We start from the raw sequence: 18,171 nt of genomic DNA, 5'->3' as shown, positions 1-18,171 counted from the left end.
CTTTCGATGAAACGGTCGGCCAATGATACGGCAACCGCATCAATGGCTTTTTTCCGTTTCGATGTCCGTTATGAAGACATCACGCCCGAAAGCAACATCACGTATGCAGGTATGACCGGATGTCGCATGAAGTAAAGCCCGCGCGCATCCCTGCCCTCCCCCTTGCGCGGGCAAAACATGGCCATGCGCGGACCATGGGCACGACACAGCGGGAATATGCAATTCAGCCTACCGGTTTTGCAATCTCGCGCGGTCCTCCCATCCTGCTATGATTCACATCACGGGCGTGTGAAAACAGGGGGAGAAGCACGTGAGCCAGACATGGGGTGATTTTCAGGCCGTCGTGCAGCTGTCGGCGGGACTGAATGTTGCCATCCTCAGCTTTGTGGACATCAGCCTGCCCGCCATAAAGGAACGGCGGCGCACCTTCGCCAAGGCCCAGCAGGAACTCGACATGCACCGCAGCGCCCCGGGCAAGGTCACCAGTGCCGCGCAGCTTGAACATGACTGCCAGGTGGAGGAGATGAACGAGAAGCTCTACCTGCTGTGGCAGCAGTCCCTTGCCTTCAGCAACGAGGAGGACTCCCTGATCCACTATACCGGGATCCTCGGCTTCCTCGGCGCGGCACTCAGCCTCGTGCTGCTGTGGTATTCGGCGCAGTGTTACGACGACGTCATCAGCGTGACGGGCAAGGCGGTGATCGGGCTGTCCTTCTGTTCGCTGATCGGGGCGTTCATCATCAATTTCATGACCGCGTCGCAGGCGGGCATCTACACCAGGAAATGCAACCAGATCCGCCAGGAAATGCACCAGACACTGGGGCCTTCGACCACCACGCCGCCCGCACCGGACACGCCACGCGACCCGGCGACAGCGGATTCCGCAGGCGGGCAATGACCCCGGCCGGGAAATGGCGGATCAGACGTGCTGGCCGCCATTGATGTGGATTTCCGATCCATTGACGTAGGACGACGCCTGCATGCACAGGAAATAGATCGTCTCCGCCACCTCCATCGGGTTGCCAAGGCGGCGCATCGGCACCCCGGTCGCCACCAGCGTGTCGGTCCCTTCGGACAGGATGGAGGTATCGATCTCCCCGGGGGCGATCGCATTCGCGCGCACCCCGCGCCCGCCGAATTCATGCGCCATTTCGCGGGTCAGCGCCGCAAGCGCCGCCTTTGACGCGGCATAGGCCACGCCCGCGAACGGATGCACGCGCGAACCGGCGATGGAGGTCACATTGACGATCGCCCCGCCCGCGCGTTCAAGTTCGGGCATCAGCGCCCGCGCCAGCAGCGCCGTCGAGACAAGGTTCACGTTCAGCACCTGCGTCCACAGCGCCGCATCCGTGCGCATCACGCCAAGGCGTTCGCCATGCGGTCCCTTGGGCGAAATCCCGGCATTGTTGACAAGGGCATGCAGCCTGCCGTTGCCAAGGCACCGCCGCACGGCGGCCACAAGGTCGGGAATGGCGTCAAGATCGGCAAGGTCCGCCTGGATATGGCCATCGCCCGCCGCGCGCCACGGGCACAGGGGGGAGAATTCCTGCCGCGAGACCGTCAGCACCCGCCACCCGCGTTCCTGGAACAGCTTGACGGTGGCATGGCCAATCCCGCGACTGGCCCCGGTCAGGAGCAGGGCTGGCGGCCCGCCGTCATCCTCCCGACGCATCGGCGTGATGTCTTCACGAACCTGCTCCCCCGCCGGGCGCGCATGGCCCGTGAATGGACAACCCGGATTACCAGTCGCTTGCGTGTCGGTCATGCCGGTATTGATACAATGCGCCGCCGCAGCAATGGAAATGAATTCAGGCCACCCGCCTTTATTTGACACACAGGCAGACAGACCGACACAACATATTGAAATACAATAAAAGCTTCGGCAGGCAGCCCTGCGGAAGCTTTCTGGCGGGAGACGTCACCAGCCCCATCCCTGCGATCGGGCGGACATGCCCGACAACGGACGGGGACATTTACCGCAACAGGGCTTTAGACTACGCTGGACACCGGCCAACACAGACCGACATGGACCAATCATGCTGAAAGTCGCCCTTGGACAGTTCGCCGTTTCCCCGCACTGGGAAACCAACCTTGAGCACATCCTTGGCCTGATCAGGCAGGCGGCGACGGAGAAGGCCGGGCTGCTGGTCCTGCCCGAAGGGATCCTGGCGCATGACATCGCCGATCCCGACATCATCGCCAAAACCGCGCAGTCCCTTGATGGCCCCTTCATGTCGCGCCTCCTGCATGAAAGCCGGGACGTGGACACGACCATCATGGGGTGCCTGCATGTCCCGGACGGACAGGGGCGCCATTACAATACGCTGGTCGTGCTCCACCGGGGGAAGATCATCGCGCAGTACAGGAAACTCCACCTGTATGATGCCTTTGCCGTGCAGGAATCGCGCAATGTCACGCCCGGCCAGGACATCCCGCCGATCATTGATGTGGCGGGATTCCGGATCGGGCTGATGACCTGTTACGACGTGCGTTTCCCCGAACTTGCCCGGCGACTGGCGCTCGATGGTGCCGATGCGCTGGTACTGCCTGCCGCATGGGTGCGCGGCCCGCTCAAGGAGGAGCACTGGAAAGTGCTTGTCACCGCGCGGGCACTGGAAAACACCTGCTACATGATCGCCGTCAGCGAATGTGGCAACCGCAATATCGGCTCCAGCATGGTGGTGGACCCGCTTGGCGTGGCCATCGTGCAGGCCGGGGAAGCCCCGACCCTGACATTCTGCACCATTTCGCATGAACGTATCGCCCATGCCCGCCGGATTGTCCCCGTCCTGCAGAACCGACGGTTTGCCACGCCGGAACTGCGGCGCGACTGAACCACGCCCCCGTAAAACGGGAGGGCATCTTCCGGGGCGCCTTTTCCAAAAAGGCGTGACCCGCTGAAGCTTCCTGACAGGATGCGTCACCCAACACCCCCATCGGTTTCGTAGGGGCGCGGTGCGGCAGGCCGTGGCGCGGGGGATTTCCTTTTGGATTGACATCGTCTGCGCGCCCAAATAAGGAACGATACGGGTTCGTTCAATAATGGGAACCCGCCCGCCAAGAACTTCATCAGGCAGGCGCGCGCCCCGTGCGGGCCATGCCTGCCGGGACCCGCACGCCATGATCCTTCCCAGACCCGTCCACCTGTCTGCCCTGATGATCCCCCTGCTGCTTGGCGTCACGACACGGGCACAGGCCCAATGCACGCGCGCCGACGCCGTGATCGACATGTCCGCCCGGCAGGTGGGCATAGGCATCGGCTACCTGTGGGGGCACGGGACGCTGTCGGACCGCACGCATGTCTATCGCTTCACCGTGCGCGGTGGCGGTGCGCTCAGCCTTGGCGGTGCGTCCCTGTCGGGACGTGGATGCGTGCGCAACCTGGCACGGGTGCAGGATTTCAACGGCACGTACTGGACCGTTGGCGGCACGGCCACACTCCATCGCGGCACGGCGGGCATCGTGATGGAAAATGGCAGGGGCATCGACATTGATTTCCATGCCCGCACACGCGGCGCGCAGTTGTCGGGCCAGGTCTCGCGGCTTTCCTTCCGCCTCACGCCGCAACCACCCGCCCCCTGACCCGCATCGCGCATCCTGCACGCCGGCCCTTCATGGTGCATGGCGGACATCCCGTGCTATGCCCCATGGCAGACGCGACCAACCGCGCAGTGCTGGGGGATGAAACATGGCTGACGTACCACCAAGGCCGCCACATACGGGTGGACGCCCGACACCGGAAGGATCGGCACAGCTTGATCGGCATGTCCTTGAGGTCGCAACGGCACTTTTCATAGAACAGGGATTTGCGGCGACCTCCCTTGAACAGATCGCCCGTGTCGCACGATGCAGCAAGGCGAGCCTGTACCGGCGCTACGCCTCCAAGGAAGACCTGTTCAGGGCCGTGCTTGCCGCACGCGGGCGGCTCCTGCTTGAAGAAACCACCGCCATGGAGGCGACGCCGAAAAACCCGCTGGAGGCGATGCGTGGAATCGCCCGTTTTTTCCTCGACTTCATGCTGCGGCCGGAAACGCTGGAGACCTACCGTATCGTCATTGCCGACGGGCACCGCATTCCCAGCGCCGTCGAGGAGATCATGAAGGACATCGCAGCCCCCTTCATGGCGAGCATCGGCCGCCTGCTCCGCGCGGCGGAGGATGCGGGACAGATCAGCGCCACCGATCACGAGGAAACGACACGGGCCCTGATGAGCCTGGTGCTGGGATGGCCGCTGCAGAACACCATGCTGCGCCAGAACAGCCTGCATGACCCGCTGGCACGCGACCATTTCTTTGACCGCGCATGGCAGATTTTCATGTGCGGGATCCGCACCACGCCCTGACAGGCCCCCTTGCCGGAACCCATCTGTTCCAGGCGAATACCTCATATGACATATTGAGATACGATACCGTTTCGTATATATCCGGTCATCACAGGCTGTCCCCTCACCAGGAGCCATGATTTGATGAGGACCATCCGGATCCATGCGACCCACGTGCCCTGAAAAACCCGCGTCCCAGCGCGACGGCAGGCCTGCCGCCTGCCCCACGGTCATGCGACTGACCCACGGGGGCACGCAACACCCATCCCCCACGCCCTGCCCCCCGGCGGAAAGGCCCTCCCCCCTGCTGCTGGTCATCGGCATCCTGCTGCTGATGACGGGATGCCACGGGGAAACACGCACGCACGCTGCCCGTCCGGTCATGACCGCGCGCGGTATCGCACCTTCCCTGGGCAGGAAGACAAAAACACCTGCCCGGGCAGGCACATATGCAATATCGCCCCACGTGCCGCAGGCCGGGAACAGGGTCAGCACGCCGGGGGGCGATGCACGGGTCGCACAGGCCATATAGTCCGAAAATACGAATATATAGCATGATTTATAACGAAACAGGCATTCATGATGTTCGGTGATTTCAGACTTGATGCGCAGGAACGTGAGGCATTGAACGCCATTTCCTCGAAGATACACAAACCCGCGAAATGCCGTATCTACGCGCAGGACGAACCTGCACGTTATCTCTACATCATCCGCTCCGGCGCAGTCCGGTTGGAATACCAGCGTGAAGATGGCCGCAACCAGATCTTTGCGTTCCTGTGGGCGGACAACATGTTCGGCACGGCCGAAAACGGCCTGTACCGTGCCTCCGCCGTGACGCTGATTGACACTTATCTTTTCCAGATCCCGTATCCCGCACTCCGCACGCTGATCGAATTCCGCCCGCGCATCCAGACGCTGTTCCTGCAGCATGCCCTGAAATACACCAGGGCGACCGAACGCCATGTCCTGCTGGCGACTTATCCACTGGTGACGAAACGGCTTGCGGGCTTCCTTCTGGAATGCAGCAAGCAGGCCGATTTCTTTGACCGACGCTCACACATCCTGACCCTGGCGATGGATCGCAAGGACATTGCCGACTATCTCGGCATCGCGCTTGAAACAACCAGTCGTACGCTCAAGGTTCTCGAAGACATGGACCTGATCAAACGCCTGTCGTCGCAACGGATGCAGATCAATACGGAACAGATCCGGATCATGATCTCCCAATAGATTTCCAGCGACAACCAGCCCATCACGAGAGAAATAAAACCGGTGCCCGGATGCCCTGACATCACACCGGACAAGGATTTTATACTTTTTTCGTGATGGTTAACAATTTTACACGACTTCGGATCGGTATTATGTTTCGGGATGATTATTTATCGATAACGGTTGGTGGGGCAAGCCCATCCGCCTGAAACGCGGGAAGACGATGCCAATTTCCATCGATATGCTCGACACCCCGGCCGTTCTGGTCGATCTCGACAAGGCGCAGGCCAATATCAACAGGGCGCAGCGTTACGCCAGCGCGCACGGTTTCTGCCTGCGCCCCCATATCAAGACGCACAAACTGTCCTTTTTCGCCCACAGACAGGTGGAGGCAGGGGCAGTCGGCATCACCTGCCAGAAACTGACCGAGGCCGAGATCATGGCGCAGGCCGGGCTGTCGGATATCCTGCTGACCTACAACATCATCGGCGCGCACAAACTCGGCCGCCTCGTCAACCTCGCACGCCAGGTCAACCTGTCGGTCGTGGCGGACAACCTGCCGGTGATCGAGGGATATGACCGTGTCACGGCGGGCGCGGACATCCCGGCGCTGCGGGTCTTTGTCGAATGCGACACCGGTGGCAACCGCTGCGGCGTGCAGACCGCGCAGGAGGCCCTGACCCTCGCGCAACGGATCCTCGCGGCCCCCAACCTGTGCTTCGGTGGCCTGATGACCTATCCCGCCTCCGGGAAGCAGGCGCAGGCGGATGAATGGCTGGGCCAGGCCCGCGCGGCGTTCGACGCGGCCGGGATCGGCGTTCCGGCCATCACGGTGGGGGGCACGCCCGACATGTGGACGGCGGGCGACATGCGCAACATGACCGAATACCGTCCCGGCACCTACATCTACATGGACCGTTCCCAGGTGGCCGCAGGGGCCGCGACGATCGAGGAATGCGCACTGAGCGTGCTGGCCACCGTCATCAGCCGCCCCACCGAAAACCGCGTGATCATCGACGCGGGCACCAAGACCCTGACGAGCGACCTGCTGGGACAGGACGGGTACGGTCACATCATCGGTCACGAGGACAGCCGCATCACCGCCCTGAGCGAGGAACACGGCACGATCCGTTCCGGCGAGGGCGCATCCCTGCCCGCCATCGGGGAAAAGGTCCGCATCATTCCCAACCATGCCTGCGTGGTCACGAACATGTTCGACCATGTCTACCTTGTGTCGGACGGCAGGGTCATTGACCGCCTGCCGGTCGTCGCGCGTGGGGGCGTGAGCTGAGATTGGAACAGATGTTGTGGGGTTCAGCCTTTTTCAGGAAGGCTGCGTTCCCTTGAAGCTTTTTGGAAAAAGCTTCACCAAAAAATTCTGAAATTTTTACAGTCTTTTTTACAGACAAGACAAAACGGAAAGACGCGATGAAGAAAGTGTATGGCAAGGCCGCCGTTCCCCTGTCCATGGCGGTGCGTGCGGGGGATTATGTCTATGTCTCGGGGCAGGTTCCCGTGGTGGACGGCACTGTTGTCGAAGGCGGGATCGTGGCGCAGACGGCCGCCGTGCTCGATAACGTCGCAGCCGTTCTCAAGACCGCCGGGTGCGAGATGGGCGACGTGGTCAAGACCTTCGCCATCCTGACAGATGCCGGGGATTTCGAGGAATTCAACAAGGTCTATGCGACCTATTTCCCGGTCGAACCGCCCGCACGCACCACGATCGAGGCTGGCCTGATGGCCGACATCATGGTGGAGATCGAGGCCATCGCCTACAGGCCGCTCGGCTGAGTTCCCCCTGCATAAAACCATCCTGCGCGCCATGATACCCGAAGACCATTTTCAGAATCCACCCCGGGAGAATAAAAGTTTTCGGGTGTCGACTTTTTTCAAGAAGGCGGCGTCTTTCGAAGCTTTTTGAAAAAGCTTCACCAAAAAACTTTTATTCTTCTCAGTGATCTATCCTGAAACGGCTTTCCAGAACCATGGCGCCCGGAGGAGAATGAACATGCGTGTGTTTGTCGCCTCTCTTGCCACCGAAACCAACACATTTTCCCCGGTCCCCACCGACCTGTCGGCGTTCAGGGGCGCATTCTACGCCCCGCCGGGGCAGCATCCGCCCACCCCGACGCTGTGTTCCGCCGTTGTCCCCGCCCTGCGCAGGCGCCGCGGGGAACAGGAGTTCGACCTGATCGAAGGTACCTGCACATGGGCGGAACCCGGTGGGCTGGTCAAACGCCAGACCTATGAAGAACTGCGCGACGAAATCGTGGGACAGTTGCGTGCCGCCCTGCCGGTGGACGCGGTGGTCATGGGGTTGCATGGCGCCATGGTGGCGCAGGGGTATGAGGATTGCGAAGGCGACCTGCTGTCGCATATCCGCGACTGCGTGGGGCCTGATGTGGTGATCGGGGCGACGTTCGATCCGCACAGCCACCTGACCGCGCTGCGCGTGCGCAATCTGGACGTCATGAATGCGTTTCTGGAGTTTCCGCATACGGATTTCATGGAACGCGCCGAACAACTGGTCGATATCGTGCTGCGCACGGTGCGCCATGAAATCAGGCCGGTGATTTCGACGTTCGACTGCCGGATGATCGACGTCCTGCCCACCAGCCAGCAACCGCTGCGCGGGTTCGTGGACAGGATCCGCGCCATGCAGGGCACGGGCCGGGTCCTGTCCATTTCGCTCATCCATGGGTTCCTTGCAGGGAACGTGGCGGACCTTGGCACGCAGGTCGTGGTCGTCACCGACAATGACCCGCGCGGCGGCGAACACCTGGCCCATGAACTGGGGATGGAGGTGTTCGGCTTTCGCGGCAGCACGCGCATGCACACCCTGTCACCGCAACGGGCGATCGAACGGGCAAAGGCGGCGATTGCCGATCCCGCCATCACCGCGCCGGTCGTCCTTGCGGACATATGGGACAATCCGGGTGGCGGCGTGGCAGGTGACGGGACGATCCTGCTGGCGGCGCTGATCCATGCCGGCATCGACAATGCCGGCGTTGCGACCATCTGGGACCCGATCGCCGTTTCCTTCTGCGAGGCGGCAGGCATTGGCGCGTGCCTCCACCTGCGCATCGGCGGCAAGGCAGGCCCCGGCGGCGGGGACCCGATCGACGTGGAGGTCGAAGTCCGCAACGTCACATCCGCCGCGTGGCAGAGCTTTGGCGAAAGCCAGGTGCCACTGGGCGCAAGTGCGGTCGTGCGCATCGCGGGCACGCGGATCGACATCATCCTCAACACCAACCGCACCCAGTGTTTCGAGCCGGACATCTTCTCCAACCTTGGCATCGACCCCGTGGCCAAGGATGTGCTGGTGGTAAAATCCACCAACCATTTCCATGCCGGGTTTGTCGGGATCGCCTCCGAAATCCTCTATGTCGATGCGGGCACGCATTACCCCTCCGACCCGAAGCGCACGAAATATACCCGGCTGACACGCAGGATCTGGCCCATCGTGGAAAACCCCCATGACATGACCTGATCCCTCCCGCCCCCACGGCATGCCCCGTGAAAGGCCGCTGATATGTCGCTGACCTGTGCCATTGTCCTGATCGCGCGCTTTCACCTCAACGCGCTTGTGGTGCTGTTCGGGGTGGCCATCGCACTCATGCTGGCGGCAGGGCACGGCCCGATGCAGGCGGTCGCGAGTTTCCAGCACGGGGCGGGCAATGCGCTGGGCAGCATCAGGTTCCGGATCGCCTTCGGCACCATGTTCGGCAAACCCCGTGGATGTTTTCAGGCCAAACGGCAGCGCCCAAAACCTTTTATCTTCAATGTATTATTCAATATTCCCGGATCTCCTGCCATGGGAGTCCCGATAATGTTTTTATTTTACGATCATATACAGAAAATTTACTTTTACTTCATATGAGATAAATACGCATTATTATCATGAAAGAAAAACAGAATGTCCGGCTTATATGGCTATGGAAATACTGTCACCACCAGCGGGAGCTACACGATATTTCCTGTCGGATGGGTATTGGGGCTTGCTTCGCTGGGGGGCGCTGGCGTTACATTCAAAGGGGATATTACAGACAGCCTGAGTTTCGCACCCACACTTATCGGGGCGATCAATCCGTATACCGTAACTTCAGAAGATGGGGCCAATGTTACGGTTGACGTCGGATCAACCGTTCTTGGCCTTCTGACGGGTTCCAACTTCACCGCCGATGGTGGAACCATCAATATCGCAGGCGACAATATCATTACTGCCCTGAGTGGCACCAACTACACCATAGAAAACGGCGGTACCATCAACCTTGGTACTCTCAGCACTGCTGAAATCTCCGCACTTTCAGGGACGGGAATCACCTTCGGGACGGGGGGCGGGACGCTTGTTGTCACCCCGGCCAGTGGCGTGGATGTCCTTACTTTCAATAACATCTCAGGGTTTGGCAACACCGGGGCCACCATTGAAATACCCGGCGCGTCCTATGTCACGAATGCGACATATGATGGAACAAATACAAGCATCACGACGAATACCGGCATCACCATCAGTGTCAATGGTGACTATACCACGTCACAAAACACTCTTTACCAACAGGATAGTGACGGAAACCTGTACATAAGCGCATCCTCTGCAAACAGTTCGGGCTCCACTGGCGTTCTGGTCTGCTTCCTGCCCGGAAGCATGGTCAGGACACCGACAGGCGACGTGGCTGTCGAAGACATCAGGATCGGGGATACGGTTCTTGCGCTGGATTGCGGGAACAATGCGCAGACCGTTCGCGAGGTCGTGTGGACCGGCAGCCAGTCCGTCAGGGTCCGCTCCCACCTTCCCGATGATGAAGCCGGGTATCCGGTCCGTATCCTCAAGGATGCGATCAGCGATGGCGTCCCGTACAAGGACATGCTCATCACGGCGGAACACTGCCTGTTCCTTGACGGGAAGTTCATCCCTGTCCGCATGCTGGTGAACGGCCGCTCCATCTTTTATGACAGGTCGATCACATCCTATGATTACCATCATATCGAGACCACGGAACATTCCATCATCACCGTGGATGGCATGCTGACCGAAAGCTATCTCGACACCGGGAATCGCCGCGGCTTCCGCCAGACCGACAATATCGTACGCATCGGACGCCCCACCCGGAACTGGACAGAGGATGCCGCAGCCCCCCTTGGCGTCAGTCGCGCGTTCGTCGAACCCCTGTTCCATCAGATCGTCGCCCGCGCACAGGCCGCAGGCACCGCGCGGAAAGAAAGTGCTGCCGAACTGACGCACGACGCCAGCCTGCACCTCATCACCGATACGGGGGCCGTGATCCGGCAGGCGCGCGAGCATGAGGGCCAGGTCATGTTCATGATCCCGACCGGCGTGCAGAGCGTGCGCATCGTCTCGCGCACCAGTCGCCCCAGCGACGTGATCGGGCCCTTCGTCGATGACCGCCGCCAACTCGGCCTGGCAATCGGCACGGTCACGATGTTCGAGGCGGCCCATTGCCATGCCCTAACGCCCCACCTTTGCGAACAGGCGCTCGACGGCTGGCACGCGCTGGAACGCGAAGACATGCGCTGGACCTCCGGCAACGCCCTGCTTCCCCTCGGGCCGCGCCATCCCAACAGCGCGGCACTCCTCGCCATCCAGATCAGGGAAAAAGGCCCTTACCTGGTTGCGGAACCGGAGGGCATGCAGGTCGCAAAACGCGCCTGATCCGCACACAGTCCGCGCACTGACGTGACCACGGCAGGGCTTCGCGCGCCTTTCGCGGGCGGCGGGGTCCTGCCATTTATCGGGTTTGACATGGCACCACGCATCCTCCTCCAGCCGGGGCAGATATGGGCACCCGATGATCCCCGGTTGCCGCGACGCCGGATCGTCGACCTTTCGGAAGGCGTGCTCGCCTACGGCCTCATGGCCCATGCGGCGCGGCATGACGGGACATCATGCGAAAACGACGCCCATGCCGTCAGCCAGTCCCATTTCCGCCGCTGGATCCGTGAAAGCCGGGCCACCCTGAGCGGGCAGGCCATCGCCAGGGCCGCGCCTGCCATTGAACTGGCCAAGAAGGTCGCCACACTGCGCAAGGCCTGCGGCATGAGCCAGAGCGAGCTTGCCGCAGCAATGGGCCTCAGCCGCTCCGCGATCGCCGCCCTGGAAACAGGCCGCACCAGCAGCGCCAACAGGCATTTACCGAAACTCGCCCAACTTTTTGAAGTGCCGCTCGAACTGTTTCTGGGGGGCATGGTGGAACAGGCCATGACCATGGACCTGTCCCCCGACGAACGTGACCTTATCGACCTGTATCGACGCCTGCCCACGGAACGCAAGATGGAGGTCCAGAAATATGCCGAACGGCGCGCAAGGCGTTGAAAAGGAACAGACCCGGCCGGGTCAGGCCGGACGGGGCCTAACAGCCATCCAGCGCATGGATGCCCTGTATGAAATTCCGGCCATCACGCATGGTGGTGGTCACCGTTGCCCGGCCATTGCAGACATGTGATTTTGTTGCGTAGTGGTAATTTACAATGAAAGTACTGTCATTTTCCCGTGCAATGCCCACCACGCGTATGGGGTCCGCCAGCCCCCCGTAAAACCGGGTAAGATTCGCCGGAGAAAATGCCGGTGCGGCGCGTTTTTCCGGGATAACCATGGCTGATGCCTCCGCACCCTGCCCATCCCCCAGTGCCGCATAGAACGCCTGTACCGTCGTTGCCGCAGTGCCGTATTCGTCAGTAAACTCCATGGGCTTTGCCTGCACGGGACTGACAGAGGTGACGGTTGCGACAAGTGGTTCATGGTGATGCCCGGTTACAGCCGCCATTGCATCCGTCAGATGGACCGTGACGTCCTTATGCAGCAGATGGCGGAACTGTTCATCAATTCCCTGCCCCGAGACCAGCTGGACATATTGGAAAGACTTGCTCGGGTCTGCGGCCTCATCGCCAGAAAGGCAGATGGGATCATGAAGTTTCAGCACATATGAAGGTTCCGGCGTGTCGCCTGTCTGCACATCTTCATAATTTGGCGGGCCGGGAAACATGACATATTCAAGCGTCCCGGTCAGTTCCGAGGGTTGCCCGTTGCCCAGGTTATAACACTCCCCCGCCCAGGCAGGCGCCAACCCGGCGCAGCATATCATGGCAGCCAGAACAATCGGGACATGTCTTGTCATCTAAAAAACACCTGAAAAACAATTTCCAGAAATATATTTCCTGTTACTGCCCCTGTCCATAAGAAGACCATAAAAGACACCATGCGGTCTCAAGGAACCTGGTGTTTTATTCAGGTATAGACGTGATACTTTCCGCAGATCACCCGATGCTGCGCCATGCCGGAGGCGGAGGCGGAGGCGGAACCGAGCAGTTTTCATGTATCCAGAAGGACTAAACTAAAACCATATCCGGATGGCTGACTATCTGAACGGACGCCATATCCCCCGCCCGCCCGTGCCTTCGGACAGGCATGCCGGAACCCGACACACGAAACCGTAACCAGAGTGATGCTGAAGCAGTAATCCCGGCTCCTTGCGGGTCACGCCCCCATGCCGCAGCACCCGGCACAGCAGGCACCTGCTGCAGAAATCCGGAAAAACAGGTCAGATCGAGAATTCCATATGGTGCGAGCTGCGGGACTCGAACCCGCACGCCCTGTTGCGGGCGCAAGATTTTAAGTCTCGTGCGTCTACCATTCCGCCAAGCTCGCACTCATGCATGCATGCATGCATCGCAGGCATCTTCTAGCACACACAGCATGCACGACAACTCAGGCTGGCATGGTTTGAAGATATTTCGGCACAAAAACCCCATATGGGGGGCTCATTCCTGCATATCGCGCAGCAGGGCGCCTCCCTCGCGGCGCAGCCAGGTTTCAGCCGCGCGCCGGTGCGGCGTCAGGCGATCCACCAGCATCCAGAAATCAGGCCCGTGGTTCATGTGCCGCAGATGCGCCAGTTCGTGGGCCATCACGTAATGCTGCACCGGTGGCGGGGCCATGACCAGGCGCCAGCACAGCATGATCGCCCCATCGGCGGTGCAGCTGCCCCACCTGCTGCGGGTGTCACGGATCGACAGGCGCGTGGGGCGCAGTCCCGCCTGCCGCGCCAGCGCCGCCAGTGCCGCACCCAGCCTTACGCGCGCTTCCTCGCGCAGGAAGGCGCTCAGGCGCCGGACCAGAAAGGCGGCGTCCCCGCTGACATGCACCACATCATCTTCGATCCATACGCCACGCCGGGCATCGGGACAGTGGCGGATGAGGTGCGGCCGACCGTCGATCAGCACTTCTCCACCGTCATGCCATCGCGGGGCCTGTGGCATGCGGGCAAGGCTGGCCGCGACCCATGCCGAATGGGACCGCAGCAGGGCCAGCGCGTCCTCGCGCCGGGCGCGTGGCGGAAGGGTCAGGATGACATGGCCGCTGCGGGCGTCGATCCGCATGGAAATGCGCCGTGCCCGCGCCGAACGACGCCAGCATACCGGGACCTGCCCGCTGGCGATGGCCACGGTTTCGGGACCATCCGCCGCCATCATCCGCGCGACGATGGATCCGGTGGCCGTGTGCTGTCGGCGCCGGGGGGACATTCGCCCGGCCATTCAACGACATGGTCCTCCAGCGCGCCGGCACGACGCTCGCTGATGACGCGGCCACTGACCGATACCCCGGCCTCATGCACGGTTTCGGGCCGTCCCGAAACCAGCGGGTGCCACCATGGCAGGGGCCTGCCTTCATGGATCAGGCGATAGCCGCAGGTGGGCGGCAGCCAGTCGATCTCCTCCAGCATCTCTGGCGTCAGGCTGATACAGTCCTGCACCTTGCGCTGGCGGCGGGGATAATCCGTGCACAGGCACGTCATCGTATCCAGCAGGCGGCAGGCCACGTTGGTGAAGACGATCTCCTCCGTCTCGTCATCGCGCAGCTTGTGCAGGCAGCACCGCCCGCATCCGTCACACAGGGACTCCCACTGCGCGCGCGTCATGCGCGACAGCGGCACGGTCATCCAGAACGGACGCTCCCCCCCGTCATTACGGCTTTCCATGCCCATTTCCCCCATATCCCGTTCCGTCATGTCCCGACGCCCGGCCCCACGTCCGCCATGGCGGCCAGCACGCCCATCCCCAGCCCCGCACAGGCCGACAGCACAAGAGATGGTCCCAGGAGGGGCAGCCACAACAGGCGCGCGCGCATCCATGTCCCCGCCCCCAGTCCCCATGCCGTGCGCGAGATGCTGGCAGGTACGCGCAGCAGGCTCCGCAGCGGCAGCACCGTCACCAGCGGACACAGCAGCATTCCCTGCAGCACCGGCCATGCCCCCGCCCCGATGGCCGACCCGGACAGGCGCGGCAGGCACAGCGCGCCACCCACCCCCGGCAGCAGCAGGAGAAGGAGCATGGCCTGCACTGCCGCAGGCCCCCACGGCATGCGCCGCCGCGCGAGCATGCACACCACGACAATCAGCGCGGCCATGGCAAACGCCGTCAGGGCGCATTCCCCCGCCATGAGGAACAGCATGCCGCGGCCATCGGGAACAGGTGGGCGTGGCATCATGCCGGCCCGTGCAGCCAGTCGGCGAAACGCTGTGACAGGTCCGGCAGGTGCGCGCCCCAGAAGTCCGGGTTCATGGGCAGGTCGACCGTGGGTTCCCCCACCGGCGACCCGGCAGCCGTCTGCCCCATGGGATACAGGGCGGCAAAGCGGACCTTCTGTTCGGGCTGCACTATATAATGCAGCAGGTCGCGCGCCTGCCCCGCCATGGCCGGGGCCACGCCCTGCACCATGGCCCATGACAGGCATTCGCCAAGGCTCTGCGCCCACTGCACGCCGATATCATGGCGGCGCGCGGGCAGGGCCGCGATTTCATTGCTGAAGACGCTGCCCATCAGCACGCTGCCATTTTCAACCAGACGGGCGGATTCCTCCGGCGTGGACCACCATGTGATGTACGGGCGCAACTGCGTCAGCTTGCGGAACGCCCGGTCGATGCCCGGCCCGGTGGACAGCATGCCATAGACGTCCTGCGGCGCCACGCCATCGGCCATCAGCGCGATTTCCAACGTGGAGCGCGGGTCACGCCGCAATCCCCGCTTGCCGGGATAGCGCACGACATCCCAGAAATCCGCCCAGCGCGGCGACGACGGACGCCAGCCGCGATCCCATGCCAGCACGATGGCCGGATGCAGGGCCGCCACGCCACACCCGTCGGGGTTGTCCACGCTGCCTGCCAGGCGGGCCAGGCTGCCCTGCATGCACGCCGTGCGAATCGCGCTGTCCTCGCCAAACACCACCGCCCATGTGGCGGGGGCGGACTCCGTCGCGGCATGCGCGGCCAGCGTTGCCGCCTGCCCGTCCCATGTCCGGCGGACGACACGGATGCCCGCCTTTCTGGCAAAGGGCTGGAAATAGGCGCGGTCCTGCACCCGGCCCAAGGCATCATCCTGCGTCGCGACGGTCAGGACGGCAAGGCGCCGGTGATGGGTGGACGACACCACACGGGCATGCGCTGCCGATGCTGCGCCGGACATCCCTCCCGCCAGCGCCGCCATGGTGAAAAGGCACGCCATGCGGCGCAGTAACGGACGGGTGGGAAGACGCGTACGGGTCATCGGGAAAGACAGCAGGAAAGACAGCGGAAAGAACCTTCACAAGACGGCATGACCACCGGTACGGTCACAGGGATACGGCACACCGGACGCTAGCGCATTTCATGGCGGAACGGAAAGGCAATAGCCTGCCCCGCCTGCCACGCCAGCAGCGCCGGGCGGCCGGGTTCCACCCCGCACACGATCTGCAGCGGGGGACGGCGCACCAGCATCTCGTCACCGTTCGACAGTCGCAGCCGCATGCGGATGTAGGTGCCCATGTGCCGCATATCCACCAGCACCGCCGGCAGCATCGCCGGTTCGCCATCCTCGCCCGCGATGCCGCCCATCGCCCCCGGCCGCGCGGGGAACAGGGTCGCGATCCGGTCGGGACGCACGCACACGGTGCACAGGCTGTCCTCCACCAGGCCGGGGGCGGCCATGGCCTGCACCGTCAGCCCCCCCGGAAGGTGGATGACGGCCACGTCCTCCTCGATCTGCTCCACCCGCCCGGTCAGGGCGTTGGCATCGGCAAAGCCGGTGGCGACGCGATCACATGACGGACGGTCGAACAGGTCCGCAGCCGTGCCCGTCTGCAGCAGGTCGGGACCATGGACGAATCCGATACGCTCCGCCATCACCAGCGCATCGTCGCGGTCGCAGGTGGTCATCACCACGCACAGGTCGCGCGCGCGCACCAGTCGGCCAAGGAAGCCGCGCATGCTCCGGCGGCGGTCCGGCGGCAACGCGGCAAAGGGATCGTCCAGCACGATGACGGGCGGCGCCGTCACCATCACGCGCGCAAGCCCCACGCGCAGGGCCTGCTCCTCATCCAGCATGGCCGGGCGCAGTTCCTCCAGCCCCTCCAGACCGAGGAGCGCGACGGCCTGCCGCGCGCGGTCCGTGGCCTCCGCCCGGGCGATCCCCCGCACGCGCAGCGGGAACAGCAGGTTCGCAAACACCGTCATGTGCGCGAACAGGGGGTCGCGCGCGCTCCATAACCCGCACATCCGCGTGAGGGGCGGACGATCCGTGACATCGATCCCCCCCACAACCACGTTGCCGTCCAGCGCGGGCCGGTGACCGGCCAGCGCATCGGCCATGATCGACAGGTATTCCCCCCGGGTTCCCAGCAGGGCATGGCATTCGCCGGCCCCGACCCCGAAGGAGAAAGGCCGGGTCCCCGCCAGTGCGGTGAAATTGCGAACAACCAGTCGTGAGGAGAAAGGAGGCATGCGATAACAGAAACCTGACTATTCAGGGAAAAGGTTATAAGTGTTTCCTTCCTCCATACCAGAGGATCATCGGGCCCGCCCCTTTGCAAGGACAAGAAAATGACCAAGACAGACATCAAGCACGTCACGCATGAAGACCTCCAGGCGCTGAAGTCCCACGTCGAAAACCTGCTGCAGACGCATGGCAAGCAGGCCCTGCACACCGCCGTGGAAAAGGCGGAACACCTTGCCTCCAACGCCCGCGAAATCGCCGAGGCGCCCACCAAGTCGCGCTCGCGCGGACGTTCCTTTCTGGCTATCGCCATTTTCTCGGCAATCGGCTACTTTCTGGGCCGCGCCACGAAATAAGGCTTGGTAGCCTGACGAAACCAGAGGACACGCGACAGCAATGAGAATAGGCGAAATCGGCAAGACCATCATCGATGGGGAGCTTACCCTACGCAAATTGATGGCCATCCGCCTTGGCCGCCAGGCTGCCTTTCTGGTTGTCGCGGCCGTTTTCGGCGGTTTCGCGACCATAACCGGCCATGCCCTGCTGTGGGCCTTCTTCTACCAGACCTTCGGCTTCAGCGTGCTCGGTGCGTCAGGCGCCGTCTTTGCGGTGGATATCATCGCCGCCTGCATGTTCGCCTTCATGGGACGGCGGTCCTACATGACGCCAGAGGAAATCCGTGTCCGCTTCGCCCGCGAACACGCCCTTAACGAACTGCGCCAGACGGTGGCCCTGTCCGCCGTGGTCGGCACCGTCGCGGGCCCGGTCACGCGCCATACCGGCCGCGCGATCTGGAACCTGTTCCGCACCATGACGGGACGTCGCCCCCGCGCCTGACGCGACATCGGGGGCCGCCGCCCCCGCCATCGTGACCGTCACAT

At 62.7% G+C, this 18,171-nt stretch carries 21 protein-coding genes and 1 tRNA gene; 14 read left to right on the top strand and 8 right to left on the bottom strand.

Going from position 1 to position 18,171, the window contains the following annotated elements; all coding sequences use genetic code 11:
- Window positions 1-310: 310 nt before the first annotated feature.
- Entirely contained in the window at window positions 311-898 is a 588-nt protein-coding gene (locus tag KMAL_RS07780; RefSeq protein ID WP_110095170.1) for a hypothetical protein, read from the top strand.
- Between the two features lie 21 nt (window positions 899-919).
- Here KMAL_RS07780 and KMAL_RS07775 read toward each other — a convergent pair whose 3' ends face one another.
- The gene (locus KMAL_RS07775) at window positions 920-1,765 is read right to left on the bottom strand and encodes an SDR family NAD(P)-dependent oxidoreductase (protein WP_338043487.1); all 846 of its coding nucleotides are present in this window, start codon (window positions 1,763-1,765) and stop codon (window positions 920-922) included.
- A 271-nt stretch (window positions 1,766-2,036) separates the two neighbouring features.
- Between KMAL_RS07775 and KMAL_RS07770 the strand changes: the two genes are divergently transcribed.
- The 11 genes from KMAL_RS07770 to KMAL_RS07720 all read left to right on the top strand — a co-directional run bounded on the left by KMAL_RS07770 (window position 2,037) and on the right by KMAL_RS07720 (window position 11,861).
- Window positions 2,037-2,834 (top strand): deaminated glutathione amidase, encoded by a 798-nt coding sequence (locus tag KMAL_RS07770; RefSeq protein ID WP_110095168.1) that lies wholly within the window; start codon window positions 2,037-2,039, stop codon window positions 2,832-2,834.
- 286 nt (window positions 2,835-3,120) lie between these two features.
- Entirely contained in the window at window positions 3,121-3,582 is a 462-nt protein-coding gene (locus KMAL_RS07765) for a hypothetical protein (protein ID WP_180999765.1), read from the top strand.
- Window positions 3,583-3,688: 106 nt separating this feature from the next.
- Complete coding sequence (locus KMAL_RS07760; protein ID WP_110095167.1) at window positions 3,689-4,342, top strand: TetR/AcrR family transcriptional regulator; 654 nt, start codon at window positions 3,689-3,691, stop codon at window positions 4,340-4,342.
- A gap of 142 nt (window positions 4,343-4,484) precedes the next feature.
- Complete coding sequence (locus tag KMAL_RS07755; protein WP_146044179.1) at window positions 4,485-4,853, top strand: hypothetical protein; 369 nt, start codon at window positions 4,485-4,487, stop codon at window positions 4,851-4,853.
- A 47-nt stretch (window positions 4,854-4,900) separates the two neighbouring features.
- Window positions 4,901-5,551 carry a Crp/Fnr family transcriptional regulator gene (locus tag KMAL_RS07750; protein WP_239020021.1) on the top strand — a complete coding sequence of 217 codons (651 nt, stop codon included), beginning with the start codon at window positions 4,901-4,903 and terminating at the stop codon, window positions 5,549-5,551.
- Window positions 5,552-5,753: 202 nt separating this feature from the next.
- Complete coding sequence (locus tag KMAL_RS07745; RefSeq protein ID WP_110095165.1) at window positions 5,754-6,821, top strand: D-TA family PLP-dependent enzyme; 1,068 nt, start codon at window positions 5,754-5,756, stop codon at window positions 6,819-6,821.
- Window positions 6,822-6,958: 137 nt separating this feature from the next.
- Window positions 6,959-7,321, top strand: coding sequence for a RidA family protein (locus tag KMAL_RS07740; RefSeq protein WP_110095164.1), 363 nt, complete (start codon window positions 6,959-6,961; stop codon window positions 7,319-7,321).
- Window positions 7,322-7,538: 217 nt separating this feature from the next.
- Window positions 7,539-9,020, top strand: coding sequence for a M81 family metallopeptidase (locus tag KMAL_RS07735; RefSeq protein WP_110095191.1), 1,482 nt, complete (start codon window positions 7,539-7,541; stop codon window positions 9,018-9,020).
- Window positions 9,021-9,062: 42 nt separating this feature from the next.
- Window positions 9,063-9,410, top strand: coding sequence for a GntP family permease (locus KMAL_RS17565; RefSeq protein ID WP_239020020.1), 348 nt, complete (start codon window positions 9,063-9,065; stop codon window positions 9,408-9,410).
- Window positions 9,411-9,446: 36 nt separating this feature from the next.
- Window positions 9,447-11,201 carry a Hint domain-containing protein gene (locus tag KMAL_RS07725; RefSeq protein ID WP_110095163.1) on the top strand — a complete coding sequence of 585 codons (1,755 nt, stop codon included), beginning with the start codon at window positions 9,447-9,449 and terminating at the stop codon, window positions 11,199-11,201.
- 90 nt (window positions 11,202-11,291) lie between these two features.
- Window positions 11,292-11,861 carry a helix-turn-helix domain-containing protein gene (locus KMAL_RS07720; RefSeq protein WP_146044177.1) on the top strand — a complete coding sequence of 190 codons (570 nt, stop codon included), beginning with the start codon at window positions 11,292-11,294 and terminating at the stop codon, window positions 11,859-11,861.
- Window positions 11,862-11,898: 37 nt separating this feature from the next.
- Here KMAL_RS07720 and KMAL_RS07715 read toward each other — a convergent pair whose 3' ends face one another.
- The 7 genes from KMAL_RS07715 to KMAL_RS07685 all read right to left on the bottom strand — a co-directional run bounded on the left by KMAL_RS07715 (window position 11,899) and on the right by KMAL_RS07685 (window position 17,298).
- On the bottom strand, window positions 11,899-12,531 hold the full coding sequence (locus tag KMAL_RS07715) for a hypothetical protein (RefSeq protein WP_239020019.1): 633 nt from the start codon (window positions 12,529-12,531) through the stop codon (window positions 11,899-11,901).
- A 574-nt stretch (window positions 12,532-13,105) separates the two neighbouring features.
- Window positions 13,106-13,193: transfer RNA gene (locus KMAL_RS07710), tRNA-Leu, on the bottom strand.
- A 113-nt stretch (window positions 13,194-13,306) separates the two neighbouring features.
- Window positions 13,307-14,014, bottom strand: a complete 708-nt coding sequence (locus tag KMAL_RS07705; RefSeq protein ID WP_110095190.1) for a M48 family metallopeptidase — start codon at window positions 14,012-14,014, stop codon at window positions 13,307-13,309.
- Window positions 14,014-14,553, bottom strand: a complete 540-nt coding sequence (locus KMAL_RS07700) for a YcgN family cysteine cluster protein (protein WP_239020018.1) — start codon at window positions 14,551-14,553, stop codon at window positions 14,014-14,016. Before KMAL_RS07700 ends, KMAL_RS07705 begins: the two co-directional genes overlap by 1 nt.
- The gene (locus KMAL_RS07695) at window positions 14,550-15,032 is read right to left on the bottom strand and encodes a hypothetical protein (protein WP_146044176.1); all 483 of its coding nucleotides are present in this window, start codon (window positions 15,030-15,032) and stop codon (window positions 14,550-14,552) included. The genes KMAL_RS07700 and KMAL_RS07695 overlap by 4 nt, the downstream gene beginning before the upstream one ends.
- The gene (locus KMAL_RS07690) at window positions 15,029-16,087 is read right to left on the bottom strand and encodes an extracellular solute-binding protein (protein WP_110095159.1); all 1,059 of its coding nucleotides are present in this window, start codon (window positions 16,085-16,087) and stop codon (window positions 15,029-15,031) included. The genes KMAL_RS07695 and KMAL_RS07690 overlap by 4 nt, the downstream gene beginning before the upstream one ends.
- 89 nt (window positions 16,088-16,176) lie before the next feature.
- Entirely contained in the window at window positions 16,177-17,298 is a 1,122-nt protein-coding gene (locus KMAL_RS07685) for an ATP-binding cassette domain-containing protein (RefSeq protein WP_110095158.1), read from the bottom strand.
- A gap of 99 nt (window positions 17,299-17,397) precedes the next feature.
- Here KMAL_RS07685 and KMAL_RS07680 point away from each other — a divergent pair, with 99 nt between their 5' ends.
- On the top strand, window positions 17,398-17,646 hold the full coding sequence (locus tag KMAL_RS07680) for a hypothetical protein (protein ID WP_110095157.1): 249 nt from the start codon (window positions 17,398-17,400) through the stop codon (window positions 17,644-17,646).
- Window positions 17,647-17,686: 40 nt separating this feature from the next.
- Window positions 17,687-18,127, top strand: coding sequence for a hypothetical protein (locus tag KMAL_RS07675; RefSeq protein WP_110095156.1), 441 nt, complete (start codon window positions 17,687-17,689; stop codon window positions 18,125-18,127).
- The last annotated feature ends 44 nt before the right edge of the window (window positions 18,128-18,171 follow it).

This window comes from Novacetimonas maltaceti (assembly GCF_002906255.1).
Classification (GTDB): Bacteria; Pseudomonadota; Alphaproteobacteria; order Acetobacterales; family Acetobacteraceae; genus Novacetimonas; species Novacetimonas maltaceti.
Note: the sequence above shows the minus strand (reverse complement) of the source record. Positions and strands in the feature narration are given on the sequence as shown.